This is a genomic window from Chryseobacterium sp. CH21 (genome assembly GCF_004119445.1).
Lineage (GTDB): Bacteria > Bacteroidota > Bacteroidia > Flavobacteriales > Weeksellaceae > Chryseobacterium.
Genome location: NZ_QICI01000073.1, coordinates 51,008 through 67,424 on the forward strand (window position 1 = coordinate 51,008; position 16,417 = coordinate 67,424).

A 16,417-nucleotide genomic window follows, 5' to 3' on the forward strand; every position below is an offset into this window, starting at 1 on the left:
TTTAAAACCAGTGTCCCAAAATAACACTGAATATACCTTTTTGGTTATTTTTAAGTGAGTGGCTGAAGTTTACTTTTATCTGCCCGAAAGGAGATTTGTAACCTGCCGTTATTCCCAATGAGCTATAATTTACTTTAACTGCATCTTCAAACTTAATATCGTTTGATAAGTTAGCAAAGCTGAAATTTCCACTGATAAAATAGTTTTTGTTAAATTTAAACTGGATATCGTTAGATGCCAATATCACATTATTTGTATAAAGCTGGGCAAAATAAAATCCTCCGAAGCTTTTGAAATTAATCAGATTTTGTTCAAAAATTCCACCTAATCTGAATTGGTAATAGGCTGGAAGGTTTTCGCCAATGGTAAGCCCTCCAAATAAATTCAAGCGATAACTGAATTGTTTGCCAAGAGGAATATTAAGTCTAAGATCTGCTTTGATCTGAATGATTCTTTTGTCTACTTCAGACTTTAAAAGATCCACTACTTTTCCTTCTGCAGCAAAATAAACCCCTTTTGTAGGGAATTCCTTATCATCCTGTGTATCGGTTTTAATAAAGATATAAGGGTTTAAAAAACGACTGTAGTGTCTGTTGTCACCATTGCTGTTTTCTGCTTTAAAATAGTCATGGCTGATACCACCGCCAATGGCAAATTTATCTTTCCAAACAGACTGTATGTAGGCTTCATTTCTGAGCCATTCCCAGCGGTCTACTGCATAATTATCTACATTCTTTATATCAAAGCTCATTCCTGATGAATAGAGGCCAAATCCGGGGATATATCCGTTGTCTATAAAATAGTTCAGATAATATCTCAGGCGGTCTCCCACAACAACATCCAGGGAAAGGTTTGAATTTTTAAATAAAAGTCTCTTTGCGGAGTAATTTAAAAGAAGCCCTGTTTTGAAAACTTCATCATAATGCAAACCGAATTTTAAAAAATGACGGGTATCATCTTCTGTAACGTAAAGCTTCAGATAGTTGGCATCATTCTCCTGAACGATATCATAATTAATAAATTTATAGTTATTGGTTGCAACCAATTTATCAATCATTTTATTGATGCTTCCGTAAGTCTGTAAAGAGGGTAGGCGTAGCCCCATTTTTCCCAGGGTATAGTTTTTTCCGAAGATTTTACTTCCTTCAATAGAAATACTGTCTATTTTATATACATTAGAATAAATAGGATTTACACGCTGTCTTAGGCGGTCAAACGGACGTTTTGGGAGCTGATCTAATACCTGGGTATATTTTAATCCTTCCACATAACCACTGTCAAGAATTTTCTTTTTATCATCGTAGCTTGTAGCAGACATTCCTTTGAGATTAGGTTTTATATTGATGTCTGTATATTTATACTGCTTTCTGGTATCTTTCTTTATTCCAAAATCAATGACCTGATTCAGGATGGATATAATATTGTTTAAATCTTCTCTTTTTGATAGATCCTGATTAAGATCCACACCGATAACGATATCAATTCCTTTGTCCTTTAAAGGCTTTGAAGGATAGTTTACCGTCATGGCTCCATCAATATAAATACTGTCTCCAATTTTTACTGGATCCATTAAAGAAGGAAATGCGGAACTCGCCATGATAGACTGTACCAGATCTCCTTTTTCAAAAATTTGCATATTCCCGCTTTCGAGATTGGTAGCAACACATAGGAAGGGGATTGGCATTTTGGAAAAGTCCTCAATATTGGAAACGTTTTTGAAAAGTTCTTTCAGAAGATAAACATTTCTCTGTCCAGTACTGATAGAGGAGGGAAGTGTGATCTTTCCATTTTTAAGAGGAATGGATAAAAGGTATTTGTCTACGGATTTATTGAAGAAGCTGGCTTCCTGCCTTGACTTTGGATCCATAATCAGAGAATAGAAATCCGTATCCATGACTATTTTCTCAATCTCTTTCCCGGAATATCCGGCGGCATATAATCCGCCCACGATAGCTCCCATACTTGTTCCGGAGATATAGTCCACTTTCACTCCCAATGAATCCAAAACTTTAAGAACTCCGACATGTGAAAACCCCTTGGCTCCACCACCAGCAAGTGACAGTCCTATCTTTGGGTTTTTGGGAATCACCAAATCTTTTTTTACCTGAGAATGGATCAATAATAGTGGGAATATGAAAAGCAGAATCAGGAGTTTTCTCATAATTAATCTTTTATATAAATCCGTTTCACCCGGGGCGAAATGGAGGTTAATACTTCATAGGTTATCGTTTTGCAGTATCCTGCGAATTCTTTTAAGCTTGGTTGGGCATTGAAAACATTTACCGTATCGCCTTCTTTTACATTCGGGATATGGTCTACATTGATCATCATCATATCCATACAGATATTTCCTACGATAGGTGCCAGTGTTTTATTTACTCCAACATTTCCTACCTGATTTCCGATCAGTCTTGGAATTCCGTCTGCATATCCCACAGGAATTGTTGCAATTCTTGTAGGATGATCAGCTTTATATCTTCTGCTGTAGCCTACTGATTCACCATTTTCAACGGTTGATATCTGTGAAATTACGGTTTTAAAGCTTACAACAGATCTTAATTGCTTCTGAATTTCAGGATCTGCCGATTCTCCCAGCATACCGATACCAATTCTTACCATATCATGCTGATAATCTTTATAGCTAGTTATTCCTGCAGAATTCAGAATATGCCGGATAGGAGTATAGCCTAATTTTTCAATAAGGTAACTGGAATTTCTGTCGAAGACCTCCAGTTGTTTCAGGGTGAATTCTTTTTCTTCAGGCATGTCGGAAGAAGATAAATGACTGAAGAGACTTTGCACCTTCACATTTTTCTGGCTTAAAGTTTCGCTTAACTGGTCCAGCTCAAAATCCTTGAAACCAAGACGGTGCATTCCTGTTTCCAGTTTGATGTGAATAGGATATTTTTTGTCATATCCTGATCTCTGAACAGCTTCATAGAATAATTCCAGGACTCTGAAACTGTAAATTTCAGGCTCAAGGTTGTATTCTATAATGGTCTGATAGCTGTGCTGTTCAGGATTCATCACGATAATAGGTGTTGTAATTCCTTTTTTTCTTAGCTCAACTCCTTCATCTACATAAGCTACGCCCAGATAATCTATATGATGATGCTGTAGAAACTCGGATACTTCATAACTTCCCAGGCCATAAGCATTAGCTTTTACCATAGCCATCATTTTAGTTCCAGGTTTCAGAAGAGATTTATGATAATTGATATTATGAAGTATTGCATTAAGATTTACTTCTAATACCGTATCATGCTTTCTTAATTCAAGAATATCTTTAAGTCTTTCGATCTCAAATTTTCTGGCTCCTTTCAGCAGTATAATCTGATTTTCTAATTCAGTAAGATACTTACTTTCAATTAACTCTTTCGTGTCAATAAAAGTATAAGTTTTAGCTTTAAATAATTCACTGAAATTTGAAATTTCATCACCGATTAAGAAGACAGAATCAAAATGCTGTTCATTCACCAGTTCAGAAACTTCTTCGTACAATTCTTTGGCATTAGAATTCACTCCTACAATATCTGTTAAGACCAAAGATTTTTTAGATTTATTATATTCATTCAAAAACTGAAGTGCAGTCTTCAAAGAATCGAGGTCAAGATTAAAAGAATCATTGATGATAATATTGCCTTTAATTCCTTCAATTGCTTCAAGCCTCATTTCAACGGCCTTTAAAAGGTTGATTTTTTCAATGATCTTTTTATTTTCGATATTCAGCTCCTTAAGGACAGAGATAAGCGCCATAGCATTGGTTAATGTCGCTTCGTCTCTCTGATGAACCGGAAAACTGATTTCTTCGCCAAAATATTCAACAGTGATGTTCTCATCTTTGGAAATATTGTTTTTGATGAAAACATGGTTCTCTTTTTTAAAGCCGTAAGAAATTAATTTTTTATCAGAAAAAGATTTTTTTATTTTTTGGTCCACCAAAGAATGGTCACCATTATAAATGATCACTTCAGAATTTTTAAAAAGTATGATTTTCTCATCAATCAGTTCTTCTTCGGAAGAAAAGTTGGCAGCATGCGCTGTTCCGATATGAGTCAATAATCCGATCTGAGGATGGAAAATATTTTCAAGCTTTTCCATTTCATGCGGTTTTGAAATTCCCACTTCAAAAATGCCCAGCTGATATGAGCTGTTGATCTGAAGAAGAGAGAGCGGAAGACCGATCTGAGAATTAAAACTTTTAGGACTTTTTACCGTAGGAAATTCATTCCATAAACATTGATACAACCATTCTTTTAAAATAGTTTTGCCATTACTTCCCGTAATTCCGATAGATTGTAAGTGAGAATTTTCGAAATGATACTTGGCTAATTTTTGAAGAAACTCTACGGAATTTTCAACGATGATCCAGGTTATATTTTCAAAATCCGGATAATGATGTTCAGAAATAATGATATGGATACCTCTGTCTATTGCAGATTCTATAAATTTTTCACCGGAATTTTTCTGAGTATTGATCGCTATAAAGGCAGTATTCTTGGTAGAATAAATAATCCTGCTGTCATAAGCTATATTTTTGATCAATAAATTTCCGTCTCCAATAATCTGTGCATTGGTGATCTCTGCAATGTGTTGTACTGTATAGTTCATTGGTACCCTTTCTGCTTTATTTTGTGCGAAAACTGCAAAAAGTAAAAAATCATTTATTTTAAACTGATTCTTTTTTCAGATTTTACAATAGAGCGCTTTCGCTTTTCATTTTCTATTAAGTGAATATATCCTATGGAGTTTGGATAACAGTTTTTTAGAATTTTCCTGTTTTCCATTTACCCTTTTATTTTCTTTTTGAAAGAACTTCGTCAATAAAAACACGGCGGCTTACTGCTTCATAACTTTCAGTTTCTCCCAATTCTACCAGATTATCTCCCTGTGAAGTTCTCATAGAATAGTTGGCAAGATTACCTGTTCTTTTGCAAATAGCATGCACTTTTGTCACATACTCTGCCGTAGCCATCAGATTAGGCATTGGCCCGAACGGACGCCCCAAAAAGTCCATATCCAGCCCGGCAATGACCACCCGGATACCACTATTGGCAAGCTGGTTGGCAACATCCACAATACTTTCGTCGAAAAACTGAGCTTCATCAATGGCTACTACATCACAATTGGAAGCCAACAGAAGAATTTCATTAGGATTTTCCACTGCTGTACTACGGATTTTATTCTGATTATGAGACACTACATCCTCTTCAGAATATCGTATATCCATTTTTGGTTTAAAAATTTCCACATTCTGTCCTGCCATTTCCGCTCTTCGCAATCTGCGGATCAGTTCCTCGGTTTTTCCCGAAAACATAGAGCCACAAATTACTTCCATCCAACCACTTTGTTTGGAATGATTAATTGTATTTTCTAAAAACATTTGTTAAATTAGCCGTATATTTTTAACATCAAAAGTAAGCAATTTTAATAAGAATCTTATTATGCAGAATATCCAAGATTTAAAGGAAAAGATTTTTTTTGAATCCAAGAATATCATTGATAATCTGGACAAAATAAGCAATATAGACGAATTACTTTCCAAGCAAGATCTTGTAGATGAGCTTGCTAACAGGATTTCTTTTTTGAAACTGCTGGAAAAAAATATTGAATATTTCGTTGCAGATGATTCGGGACAAAATCAGGATCATCAGCACCTCTCTTTTGTCTCTGGAGAAACAGATCATCATGATAAAGGAAATGAAGTGACAGAAGAGGAAGCTATTTTTAATAATGAGCTGAACGAAATTGATGAAAATGAATTTTTCACGGACGGATCTGAAGAAGAAACTGTTTTCAACAACCAGTTGAATGATATTGTAGAAAACGAATTTCATGAAAGTATTGTAAGTTTTGTAGAAGAAAACCAAGAAGAGAATATCCAGGAACAGACTCCAGATGATGAAATTCTTGAAGAAGAAGCTGTTTTCAATAATCAGCTGAACGAAATTGACGAAAATGAAATTTCGGAAGAACAGAGGGCAGTTCTGAGTTTTGTAGATGAGGATAAAATTCTAGCAGATTCTACACCGGATTCGGATGAAGATCTCAATGAAGACCTGTTTCATAATGAAGTAACAGAGGAAGAGGTCATTTTCAATAACCAGCTGAATGAGATCGAAGAAGAGGAAGAGGAAAGCCTTGAGCAGGAATCCAAAAAAGATACCGATTTTGCTGTTGTAAATGATGCTAAAGTTCCCGTAACAGAAACTATTCCAAGTATTTTTGATGCAGAAACTCTTGATGATGAAATATTGATTGAAGAAAACGAAGAACAGTTTGTAGCTTCCAATATCTCCATAGAACAAGGAGAAATGGCGACAGAAACTTCTAATGTAGAAAATATTCTGAGTGAGATAAAAAATGACCATTCCGAAGAAGAAGAAGAAGAAGAAACAGTGGAAGAAAGCATTCTTGCTGAAGTCTATGACAGAAGAAAAATTGTTGAAATTGACAGACCTGTTCCCGAAGAAACAGATAAACATCCTTCTGATGAGAGCTTTGAAAATTTAGAAGAATACCATCAGGAGAAAAAAATAAAATTAGCCAACATCAAAGGATTGAAAGCCGTTCAGTCACTTTTTGATGACGATCATCTGGAAACAGAATTTCCTAAAGAAAAAGAACCGGCGGTAGTGAAAGAAGATACAGGAAGTATTCTGAAATCTAATATTCCTACCCAATTTATGGAAGCAGACAAGCAGAAGCCAGAGTTTAAGCTGGATCTGAATGACAGAATTGCTTTCTCAAAAATGCTGTTCGAAGGAAGCCAGTCTGACCTGAATGACACCATATATCAGCTGAACCAATTCAAAACTCTGGAAGAAGCCAAAGAATATCTTAGCGATCTTTATTACGACAGAAAATGGAATAAGGTGGATGAATATGCACAGAGACTTTGGATATTGGTGGAAAATAAATTCTTATAATTTTGAGCGGAATCCTATATTTTGTTCCCACACCCGTTGGGAACCTGGAAGATATGACATTCAGGGCGGTAAATGTCCTGAAAGAAGTAGATTATATTTTGTGTGAAGATACCCGGACTTCCGGAATACTTTTAAAACATTTTGAGATCTCCAAGCCTTTGAAATCTTATCATTTACACAATGAGCATCAGGCGACGGAGAAAGTGATTGCAGACCTTAAAACCGGGCAGAGTATCGCCATTATTACCGATGCCGGAACACCCGGTATTTCGGATCCAGGATATTTACTGGCAAAAGCAGGAGCAGACAATAATATTGATATGATCTGCCTTCCTGGAGCAACAGCCCTGATTCCTGCATTAGTGGTTTCCGGACTTCCCAATAACGAATTTTTATTTGCTGGTTTTTTACCACAAAAGAAAGGAAGACAAACAAAACTGAAGCAGCTGGCTGAAGAAAAAAAGACCATAGTTCTGTATGAAAGTCCTCATAAAATCAATACTACACTTGAGCAGATTAAAGAATTCTTCGGTGAAGAAACCAAAGTAAGCTTAAGCCGTGAGATCTCTAAAAAATTTGAAGAAACTAAACGAGGAACAATCAATGAATTAATTGAATTTTCCAAGAGTAAAACTTTAAAAGGAGAGATCGTTCTTATTGTCAACAATTCTATTTAATTTTCCTTGAAGAAATTAGTTTTTGTATTGTGTTCTGTAGTCTGTACAGCACAGACTAACCAATATATGAAAGTGATCCTGTCTAAAAAGACAACGAAGGAGGTAAGTTCCTATTCTGAGGGATATGGAACATTCTATGATGCTGGCTATAAGAAGCCTGGAATTGTAGATTCTTTAGGTACCATTACCTTTGAATCTCCATACAAAGGAGGTATTTTACACGTTTTTAAAAACAGGTTTATTCTTTATTCTGAAGAAGGAAACAGTAGAAAATCTGCTGTTATAGATGAAAAAGGGAAAGAAATTATTCCTTTGGATGATCATGAATTTAATACACCCTGGTGGAGTGAAGAATGCATCATTTCTACAAAACAGAATAAAGAAGCTGTGTATGATTTTAACGGAACGGAAATCATTCCTTATGCAGAAAAAATTCGTTTTTCCGGGAAGAACAGGTTATTTGTTTTAAAAGATAAAAAATGGATTCTCTTTGACCTTCATGGAAAACAGCTCAGCCCCCGGGAATTTAAAGAAGATTATAGCTTCGAAGATGATAAAGCACTGATCATTAATGAAGACAATGAATATGAAATCATTGGAAATAGTGGTCAGACATTGCACAAATTTTCAAAACAAGTGGTAGATATCAATGCTTATCCTTATCTGATTACTCAAAATAAGGCTACAGGAAAATATGGCTTGATAGATGCTGATGGAAATACCATTGCAGAAGAGATCTTTAACGATGCAACTCCTGAATATTTTGGTAAAAAAGAATACATCTATCTCACCAAAAAAGGAAAGACAACGGTTTTCAACAAAAAAGACGGCAAGCTGTATGCACAGGCATTTAAATACTTAAATCCATTATTGAATAATTTCTTCAGCGTTTATGATGATAAGATAAAAAAGTCAGGGATTATAGATCTTGAGGGGAATATCATTCTTCCGCAGGTATATGATTTTATCAAAAGTTTTACCATTTCCGGCAAAGATTTTATCTATCTTAAAAAAGGAAATGAGGAGCAATTTTTGGATCAAAATCTTAAGAACATTGTAGGAGAGGGAGTTCATATTTTCGGGTTTTATCCGGAAAATCTTATCATCGGAAAACAGGATCGTTACTACAGGTTTTCCGTGGCTGACCATTCTATATCTGAGTTGAAAAATATCAGTCAGATAAAAAATGAGGATGTGGACTATTTTAATCCTTTAAATCAGTATTCCAAACCTTTGGTCTGCAGAAATACGGGTAATTTATATGGTATCCTGGATGGAAAAGGAACAGAAATTGTACCGTTTGTTTATGAAGATATTATAACATTCGGGAATGCTGAGAACGAAATTGTGGTAAAAAAAGAAGGTAAATTCGGGGTTTCCAACTTTCAGAATGAGCCTTTAAAGGAAATAATTTATGATAAATATTTCTGGCAGAAAGAAGTACTGAAGCTGGATAAAAGCAAAAAAACGGACTTTATTTATTTCACCAGATTTAAAAATAACGCTGTTCAGCTTTAATAAAAATCTAAATAATTATCAAAAAAATCCAGTATTTTAACAATTTAAATGGGTTGAATAACATTTTATAATATCTTTGCAAACCGTTTAATTCCGGAGAGGAATTGTAGAAGCAATAAGAGGCAGCTGTCACAAGCTGAATGAGTTATAAAAGAAAATAATTATCAATAGATATGAAAATATTAGAAGGAAAAGTAGCATTAATTACCGGAGCTACAAGAGGAATCGGTAAAGGTATCGCTGAAATGTTTGCTCAGCAAGGGGCAAAAGTGGCATTTACCTACGCTGGTTCTGTAGACAAAGCAAAAGAATTAGAAGCAGCTTTAAGTTCTGTAACCCAAATTAAGGGATATCAGTCTGACGCATCAGATTACGATGCTGCTCAGAAATTGGTGGAAGATGTAATGGCAGAATTCGGACAGATTGATATTCTGATCAACAATGCAGGGATTACAAAAGATAACCTGTTATTGAGAATGTCTAAAGACGATTGGGATAAGGTAATCAAAGTAAACTTAGACTCAGTTTTTAACCTTACAAAAGCAGTAATCAAGCCGATGATGAAGGCAAGATCAGGATCTATCATCAATATGACTTCTGTAGTAGGGGTAAAAGGTAATGCGGGGCAAGCTAATTATGCAGCTTCTAAAGCTGGAGTAATCGGATTTACAAAATCTGTTGCATTGGAACTTGGATCAAGAAATATCAGATGTAATGCTATTGCTCCTGGATTTATTGAAACTGAAATGACTGCTGTTCTGGATGAGAAAACCGTTCAAGGATGGAGAGAAGAAATTCCAATGAAGAGAGGAGGACAGCCTGCAGATATCGCCAATGCTTGCGTATTCTTAGGAAGCGAAATGTCAGCATACATTACCGGGCAAACATTGAACGTTGACGGTGGAATGTTAACTTAGAAAATGAAAAAAGTACAGAATATAGTATTATTCTTGTCGATTATAATAGGCATCGGTCTGGCTTACATTAGTTTCTTTAATGTATATCAGACCGATGATTATTTTTGGTCTCATACAACCAGAAAAATAGGACTACAGCAAAGTTTTATAGAAACTTATACAACTTGGGGAGGGAGGTATTTTGGATATTCTATCAATATGTTTAATCCTGTCTTTTATGATAAAAGTAATATTCTTCCGAAGGTATATCCTGTTTTTTTGATGCTATCCTTTATTGGAGTTTCATCATTAAATTTTAAAGAATATTTCAGCTATTCTCTGAAAAAATCTCTAAAAAAGGGTTTTTTTCTGTTTTTCTTTTATACAGTACTTCTGGTAAGTCTGCCTGAGCACTACTTTTGGATTACAGGGTCTAATGTTTATTTCGTTCCCGTAATTTTAGCAGGCATTTTACTTTATTTTCTCAAAAAAAATAAAGATACAGGACAGGGAATATGGTTTTTTCTTTCCATTTTGCTGATCATCATTTTGATGGGGTCTAATGAAATTCTTGCATTGATTGTTGAGGGACTTCTGTTGGTATCTTATTATCAGAATCGCAATAAGAAAAGTCTGATTTTATTAATGATAGGAAGTTCTTTTTTATTGATAAGCTTTCTCGCACCAGGAAATTTCAATAGGATGGGGAAGACAGAAATGGGGATCATAAAATGGCTGAAAAGAATTACCCTTTATGGAGCTAATACAATATATGTTGCAGTCAAAGTTCTTTTAGTAATACCATTATTTATCACAATCTTTGAAGTAGAACTTAAAGGCATAAGTAGGAAAATAACATTCAAAAAAGCTCTTTTATTTTGGTCAGTTTCTCTACTTCCTTTAGTATTTACAAGCTATATTCTCAATTCTGTTGCAAGACAGTTTGAAAGTATTATCTTCTATTTTTTAACCACCTTTTCCCTTTTATTATTTTTTAAATTTGAAAAAATTAAAAAATGGTGGTGGGCTTCTCTTTTCATTATTTTCCTTCCCGAACTGAAAATTTTCCCTGAAAAATATGCCTATTTCAATATTGATTTTAATGGAGAAAATATAATAATGGAACTTGTGAAGACAGATCTTAAAGAATATGAAAAAGAGATGAATGGAAGAGTAGAAACCATTAGAAATTCTTCTAAAGATTCTGTTGTAGTGGATAGAATAAAAGAGGTTCCCAGAGTTCTGTATTTTGCTGAAATGGCCTCTGTAAATGAAAAAGAAACTTTTATAAACGATCAGCTTCAAAAGTATTTTAATAAAAAATATATCAGGACAAAGAACAAATAAAAGGCTTTAGAATTATTATCTAAAGCCTTTTTTGTTTCTAATTTCTAGTCCTTAAAAACCTGATTTTCTTGTTCCTGAACCCTTATAAAAGTAGTTCTCTTGGAAAGTTCTTTAAGCGTTGAAGCTCCTACATAAGTGCAGGTAGACCTTACTCCACCTAAAATATCCTTTACTGTCTCTGAAACAGGACCTTTATAAGCAGTCTTCACTGTTTTTCCTTCCGAAGCACGATATTCTGCCACACCTCCGGAATGTTTATCCATTGCTGTTTTGGAGCTCATTCCATAGAACAGGCGGTATTTTTTACCATTTTCTTCAATCATTTCGCCACCGCTTTCGTCGTGACCGGCAAACATTCCTCCCAGCATCACGAAATCTGCACCGCCTCCGAAGGCTTTTGCAACGTCTCCGGGTACTTTACAACCCCCGTCGGCAATAATATGCCCTCCAAGGCCATGAGCAGCATCTGCGCACTCAATAATAGCAGAAAGCTGCGGATATCCTACCCCTGTTTTTACTCTTGTTGTACAAACAGATCCAGGACCGATACCTACTTTTATAATATCTGCACCTACCAAAAGAAGTTCTTCTACCATTTCCCCGGTAACCACATTTCCAGCGATAATAATTTTATCAGGAAAATTGGCCCTTGCTTTCTTCACAAATTCAACGAAATGCTCAGAATAACCATTGGCTACATCTATACAGAGAAACTCAATTTTTGGGTGCTTTTCGAGGATTTGTTTTATTTTTTCTTCATCGGCTTTTCCTGTTCCCGTGCTTAAAGCAATGTATTGATGAATGCTTTCCGGCTGGCTGTCTAGAAACTGGCTCCATTCTTCAGGAGTATAATGCTTGTGAACTGCTGTAATAATCTTTTCTTTGGCAAGCTCTACAGCCATTTCAAAAGTTCCTACCGTATCCATATTGGCTGCAATTACGGGAACTCCTGTCCATTTTTTTTGGGTATGCTTAAAGGTAAATTCTCTTTGTAAATCAACTTCTGCACGGGATTTTAAAGTAGAACGTTTAGGGCGGAACATTACATCCTTAAAGCCCAGTTTTATGTCATATTCTATACGCATTTTGTAATTATTTGTCAGAATAAAGGTAGTAAATAATCTTGAACAAGGCGATTTCTCACGGGATGGATTTTACTATAAAAGGAATAAAAAAATACGACTAAAAAGTCGTATTTTAATTATTTATAAGGTTTCATATCCTGCTGTATTTAGAATGGAAACCTTTGATGTTGAAAGAATTATTTCGTCTCTTTTACATTATCAAAAGTCATCACTTCTTCCAATGTCTTCATATATTCATAGGCTGTAAGGTCAAATTTTACAGGAACAATTGAAATATATCCGTTTGCCAATGCTGTTTCATCGGCATCTTCAGAATCATCCATATTGTTAAAATAACCAGTCAGCCAGTAATATTTTTTACCGTGTGGATTGATTCTTTCATCAAAGCTTTCTTCCCATTTTGCATTAGCCTGCTTACAAACCTTTACTCCTTTTATTTCCTCAGTCGGAAGTTTAGGAATATTAACGTTTAGTACAACTCCTTTAGGCATTGGGTTTTCCAGTGTTTTTCTTACAATATTCTGAATAAATTCTTTAGCCTGAGTAAAATCTGCTTCCCAGCTGAAATCAAGTAATGAGAATCCAATCGCAGGAATTCCTTCTACACCAGCTTCTACAGCAGCAGACATAGTCCCGGAATAGATTACATTGATGGAAGAATTCGCCCCGTGATTGATTCCTGAAACTACAATGTCTGGTCTTCTTGTAAGAATTTTGTCAAGAGCCATTTTTACGCAGTCTACAGGAGTTCCGCTGCATGAGAAATCAGTCTGCGGACCATCCAAAGTAACTTCTTCGTAACTTAGCGTAGAATTGATGGTAATAGCGTGGCCTTTTCCACTTTGAGGAGAGTTTGGCGCTACAACAACTACTTCTCCGATTTCGTTCATAAAATTGATAAGATTTCTGATACCAGGAGCGGTAATTCCATCATCATTAGTCACCAGAATAAGTGGTCTTTCCATAAATTATCTTTATTTTTTATTTAAATAGAGTGAGTTTGTTCATTGTAAGAATTGAACAAAAAGATTTTCAACACATCAAATGTAGTTAAAAATAAGACGCAATAAAATACCGGATTTGTTATTGATGATTGTAAATCAGGAATTGTAATCCCAGAATTTTAACATCAAAACAAGGTTGAAAGGAAGAGTAGAGAAGATTTAAAATACAGAAAATGAAACTGAGATGAAGAAAAATTAATACATTGAACCTGACCAGACCTTTACAGGTGCTTTTCCAGAAGAAGAGCACCTGATAAGAAGATCTTCATTTAAATGTTTAACAAAATAATAAATTATTCGAGAGGTTTTCTGCCGGAAATGATATTATAAAGAATAACAATAATGGCAATGACCAGTAAAATATGAATTAAATAACCTGTGCTTATTCCAGGAACGACTCCTAACATTCCCAATAGCCAAACAACAATGCAGATGACTGCGACTAACCATAGTAAACTTTTCATGACTTAATATTTTGAATTTGTATGGTTAATTCTCTGCATATTTTATGCCTTTATGGCTAAAAAATGGTTTTTGTGGTATGTGTTTTCTGTTTTTTGATTAAAAAATAAAAATTTTGATATGCCTGAAAAAAGGATTGGTCTGTATCATTTTATAACGAAACTGGCTGATAATAGGAAATGGCTCATATTGTCTTGATTATTTGCCAATCTCTTTAAATAAAAATGATCAAAACTGTCGATATTTGTAAATAAGGTATTAAATTTGATCATTTGTAACAGTACCAAGCTTACTGCTACTAATTACCATACTTATTTAAAAATTAATAAATAAAGACAGTTTATGTGGAAAAATTTCAAACTGAATAAATTTTTACTTCTTATTCCATTAACCAGTCTGATGTTTTGTTTCAACTCGCCAAAGAATGATGACGAAAAGATGCAGACGATCATGGTGAGCGTAAAAAACACACTTTCTTATCTGCATTATAGCCCAAAGACTATCAATGATGCCTATTCGAAGGACGTTTATAAGCATTATTTCGAATTGGTAGATCCTGCAAAAAGATATTTCCTGCAATCTGATATGGATGAATTCAACAAGCACGAAACAAAGCTTGATGACTATATCGGACAAGGAGATCTTACATTCTATAAGCTTACGATTGACAGGCTATATCAAAGAGTGGATGAGATTGATAAAATTACACAGGATATCTTCAACAAGCCCATCAATCTTCAGGAAGATGAAACGCTTACTTTAGAACCAAAACTTAAAAAAGTACCTGCCAACAAACAGGAACAGTATAACGAGTGGAAAAAATTCATCAAATACAATATCCTTCAGGAAGTTGAATCGATGAACAGCAAAGAAGAAGCTCAAAAAGAAAAGAAAGACTCTGTTCAGAAATATAAACTGAAAGACACCATCAAATTTAAACCGCTTACTCAGGATGAAAAGATCAAAAAAGCGACTGATGAAGTAAAAGATCTTGTAAAAGATACCTTTACCAGATTCAAAAAGAGAAAGAAAATGGATTGGTTTACAGTATATATGAATGCTTATACAGAAGTATTCGATCCGCACACCAATTATTATTCTCCAAAAGATAAAGAAGATTTTGATACTCAGTTTACAGGAAAAGTAATTGGTATCGGGGCTTTGATTCAGGAGAAAAAAGGAAACCTTTACCTGGGAGCTCTTACCATTGGAGCACCTGCATGGAAATCAAAGCAGCTTTCAGAAGGAGATAAAATCCTGAAAGTGAGATCTAAACCGAAAGAAGATCCTGTAAATGTGGTAGGAATGCTTTCTGATGAAGCGGTAAGACTTATCAGAGGAGAGAAAGGAACACCGGTAACACTTACGGTTCAGAAAAAAGACGGTACCATCAAAGATGTTACCATGATCCGTGAAGAAGTTGCTATTGAAGATACTTTCGCAAGAAGTATTGTCGTAAACACTCCAAATGGCAAGAAATACGGCTTTATCAACCTTCCAAGTTTTAATGCTGATTTCGAAAATGCTAAAGGAAGAAATGCTTCTGATGATATTAAGAATGAAATCATTAAGCTTAAGGAACAAAATATTCAAGGAATTATTCTTGACCTTAGAAATAATGGAGGAGGTTCATTAACTGAAGTAGGGGACATTATGGGTCTTTTCATGGAAGCTGGTCCTTACGTTCAGGTGAAAGACGGAAACGGCAAAATACAAACGCTTAAGAATAAAAATGAAACTCCGATGTGGACAGGTCCATTGGTTATCATGCAAAATGAACTTTCAGCTTCAGCTTCAGAAATCCTTGCAGGAGTAATGCAGGACAATGGAAGAGCAATGATCATCGGGTCTCCACAATCTTTCGGAAAAGGAACTGTTCAGACTTTTGTAGACTTAAACAGATTCCTGAACACGGAAGATGATTTCGGATCTCTAAAACTGACAATTCAAAAGTTCTACAGAATCACTGGAGAATCTACTCAGAGAAAAGGAATCGTTTCTGACATTCAGATGAAGGACTTTTTTACTTATGCTGAAGTAGGAGAGCGATATGATGATTATGCTTTAGCTTGGGATAAAATTCCACCTACAAAATTCCAGAAACTGAACTATTTCAATATTCAGGCTCTTGAGAAAGCAAGTGCAGACAGAATGGCTAAAAACAGCAATTATCAGTTATTACTAGAATCTGCTCAATGGAGAGAAAAACTGGATAAAGAAGAAAATATCACGTTGAATATAACCAAGTTTAATGAGCTGATGAAGAACAGAAAATCTCAAATTGAAAAGTTCAAGGCTTTGACTAAATTTGAGAACGGACTTCAGTTCATGATGTATCCAAGTGAGATTGAGAGAGCGAAAAAAGATGAAGCTTTCAAGAAAAAATCTGAAATGTGGATCAAGAATCTGAAAAAAGATCTTTACCTGCAGGAAGCAATGAATATTGTATCAGATATGGGAGCTAAATCCTAAACATAACAAAACCGCTAATGAAAATTA

12 protein-coding genes are annotated in these 16,417 nt (G+C 34.9%); 6 read left to right on the forward strand and 6 right to left on the reverse strand.

The window, feature by feature from the left end:
- Position 1 precedes the first annotated feature (1 nt).
- From BOQ62_RS16405 to BOQ62_RS16415, 3 genes are all read right to left on the reverse strand, one after another.
- Positions 2 to 2,161: a patatin-like phospholipase family protein gene (locus tag BOQ62_RS16405; protein ID WP_129041158.1), complete on the reverse strand. Its 2,160-nt coding sequence runs from the start codon at positions 2,159 to 2,161 to the stop codon at positions 2 to 4.
- A 2-nt stretch (positions 2,162 to 2,163) separates the two neighbouring features.
- Entirely contained in the window at positions 2,164 to 4,611 is a 2,448-nt protein-coding gene (locus BOQ62_RS16410; RefSeq protein ID WP_129041161.1) for a bifunctional UDP-N-acetylmuramoyl-tripeptide:D-alanyl-D-alanine ligase/alanine racemase, read from the reverse strand.
- A gap of 184 nt (positions 4,612 to 4,795) precedes the next feature.
- The gene (locus tag BOQ62_RS16415; protein WP_034694049.1) at positions 4,796 to 5,383 is read right to left on the reverse strand and encodes a thymidine kinase; all 588 of its coding nucleotides are present in this window, start codon (positions 5,381 to 5,383) and stop codon (positions 4,796 to 4,798) included.
- A gap of 61 nt (positions 5,384 to 5,444) precedes the next feature.
- On the opposite strand from BOQ62_RS16415, the gene BOQ62_RS16420 reads away from it, so the two are divergent.
- From BOQ62_RS16420 to BOQ62_RS16440, 5 genes are all read left to right on the forward strand, one after another.
- Positions 5,445 to 6,929, forward strand: a complete 1,485-nt coding sequence (locus BOQ62_RS16420; RefSeq protein ID WP_129041163.1) for a hypothetical protein — start codon at positions 5,445 to 5,447, stop codon at positions 6,927 to 6,929.
- 2 nt (positions 6,930 to 6,931) lie between these two features.
- Entirely contained in the window at positions 6,932 to 7,606 is a 675-nt protein-coding gene (gene rsmI / locus BOQ62_RS16425; protein WP_129041165.1) for a 16S rRNA (cytidine(1402)-2'-O)-methyltransferase, read from the forward strand.
- Between the two features lie 6 nt (positions 7,607 to 7,612).
- Positions 7,613 to 9,124 (forward strand): WG repeat-containing protein, encoded by a 1,512-nt coding sequence (locus BOQ62_RS16430; protein WP_129041167.1) that lies wholly within the window; start codon positions 7,613 to 7,615, stop codon positions 9,122 to 9,124.
- Positions 9,125 to 9,297: 173 nt separating this feature from the next.
- Positions 9,298 to 10,041: a 3-oxoacyl-[acyl-carrier-protein] reductase gene (fabG, locus tag BOQ62_RS16435; RefSeq protein ID WP_129041169.1), complete on the forward strand. Its 744-nt coding sequence runs from the start codon at positions 9,298 to 9,300 to the stop codon at positions 10,039 to 10,041.
- Positions 10,042 to 10,044: 3 nt separating this feature from the next.
- Positions 10,045 to 11,367, forward strand: coding sequence for a DUF6056 family protein (locus tag BOQ62_RS16440; protein WP_129041171.1), 1,323 nt, complete (start codon positions 10,045 to 10,047; stop codon positions 11,365 to 11,367).
- A 44-nt stretch (positions 11,368 to 11,411) separates the two neighbouring features.
- Here BOQ62_RS16440 and BOQ62_RS16445 read toward each other — a convergent pair whose 3' ends face one another.
- From BOQ62_RS16445 to BOQ62_RS16455, 3 genes are all read right to left on the reverse strand, one after another.
- Positions 11,412 to 12,452 (reverse strand): GMP reductase, encoded by a 1,041-nt coding sequence (locus tag BOQ62_RS16445; RefSeq protein WP_129041173.1) that lies wholly within the window; start codon positions 12,450 to 12,452, stop codon positions 11,412 to 11,414.
- A 176-nt stretch (positions 12,453 to 12,628) separates the two neighbouring features.
- Positions 12,629 to 13,417, reverse strand: coding sequence for a 5'/3'-nucleotidase SurE (gene surE / locus BOQ62_RS16450; RefSeq protein ID WP_129041175.1), 789 nt, complete (start codon positions 13,415 to 13,417; stop codon positions 12,629 to 12,631).
- A gap of 332 nt (positions 13,418 to 13,749) precedes the next feature.
- On the reverse strand, positions 13,750 to 13,920 hold the full coding sequence (locus tag BOQ62_RS16455; RefSeq protein WP_129041177.1) for a lmo0937 family membrane protein: 171 nt from the start codon (positions 13,918 to 13,920) through the stop codon (positions 13,750 to 13,752).
- Positions 13,921 to 14,260: 340 nt separating this feature from the next.
- Here BOQ62_RS16455 and BOQ62_RS16460 point away from each other — a divergent pair, with 340 nt between their 5' ends.
- Complete coding sequence (locus BOQ62_RS16460) at positions 14,261 to 16,390, forward strand: carboxy terminal-processing peptidase (RefSeq protein ID WP_129041179.1); 2,130 nt, start codon at positions 14,261 to 14,263, stop codon at positions 16,388 to 16,390.
- Positions 16,391 to 16,417: the final 27 nt, after the last annotated feature.

What these genes read in the sequence shown, in the direction of transcription:
- BOQ62_RS16445 (WP_129041173.1), bottom strand. Translation starts at nt 12,452, where the DNA reads ATGCGTATAGAATATGACATAAAACTGGGCTTTAAGGATGTAATGTTC.
- surE (WP_129041175.1), bottom strand. Translation starts at nt 13,417, where the DNA reads ATGGAAAGACCACTTATTCTGGTGACTAATGATGATGGAATTACCGCT.
- BOQ62_RS16440 (WP_129041171.1), top strand. Translation starts at nt 10,045, where the DNA reads ATGAAAAAAGTACAGAATATAGTATTATTCTTGTCGATTATAATAGGC.
- BOQ62_RS16415 (WP_034694049.1), bottom strand. Translation starts at nt 5,383, where the DNA reads ATGTTTTTAGAAAATACAATTAATCATTCCAAACAAAGTGGTTGGATG.
- BOQ62_RS16410 (WP_129041161.1), bottom strand. Translation starts at nt 4,611, where the DNA reads ATGAACTATACAGTACAACACATTGCAGAGATCACCAATGCACAGATT.
- BOQ62_RS16460 (WP_129041179.1), top strand. Translation starts at nt 14,261, where the DNA reads ATGTGGAAAAATTTCAAACTGAATAAATTTTTACTTCTTATTCCATTA.
- fabG (WP_129041169.1), top strand. Translation starts at nt 9,298, where the DNA reads ATGAAAATATTAGAAGGAAAAGTAGCATTAATTACCGGAGCTACAAGA.
- BOQ62_RS16420 (WP_129041163.1), top strand. Translation starts at nt 5,445, where the DNA reads ATGCAGAATATCCAAGATTTAAAGGAAAAGATTTTTTTTGAATCCAAG.
- BOQ62_RS16455 (WP_129041177.1), bottom strand. Translation starts at nt 13,920, where the DNA reads ATGAAAAGTTTACTATGGTTAGTCGCAGTCATCTGCATTGTTGTTTGG.
- BOQ62_RS16405 (WP_129041158.1), bottom strand. Translation starts at nt 2,161, where the DNA reads ATGAGAAAACTCCTGATTCTGCTTTTCATATTCCCACTATTATTGATC.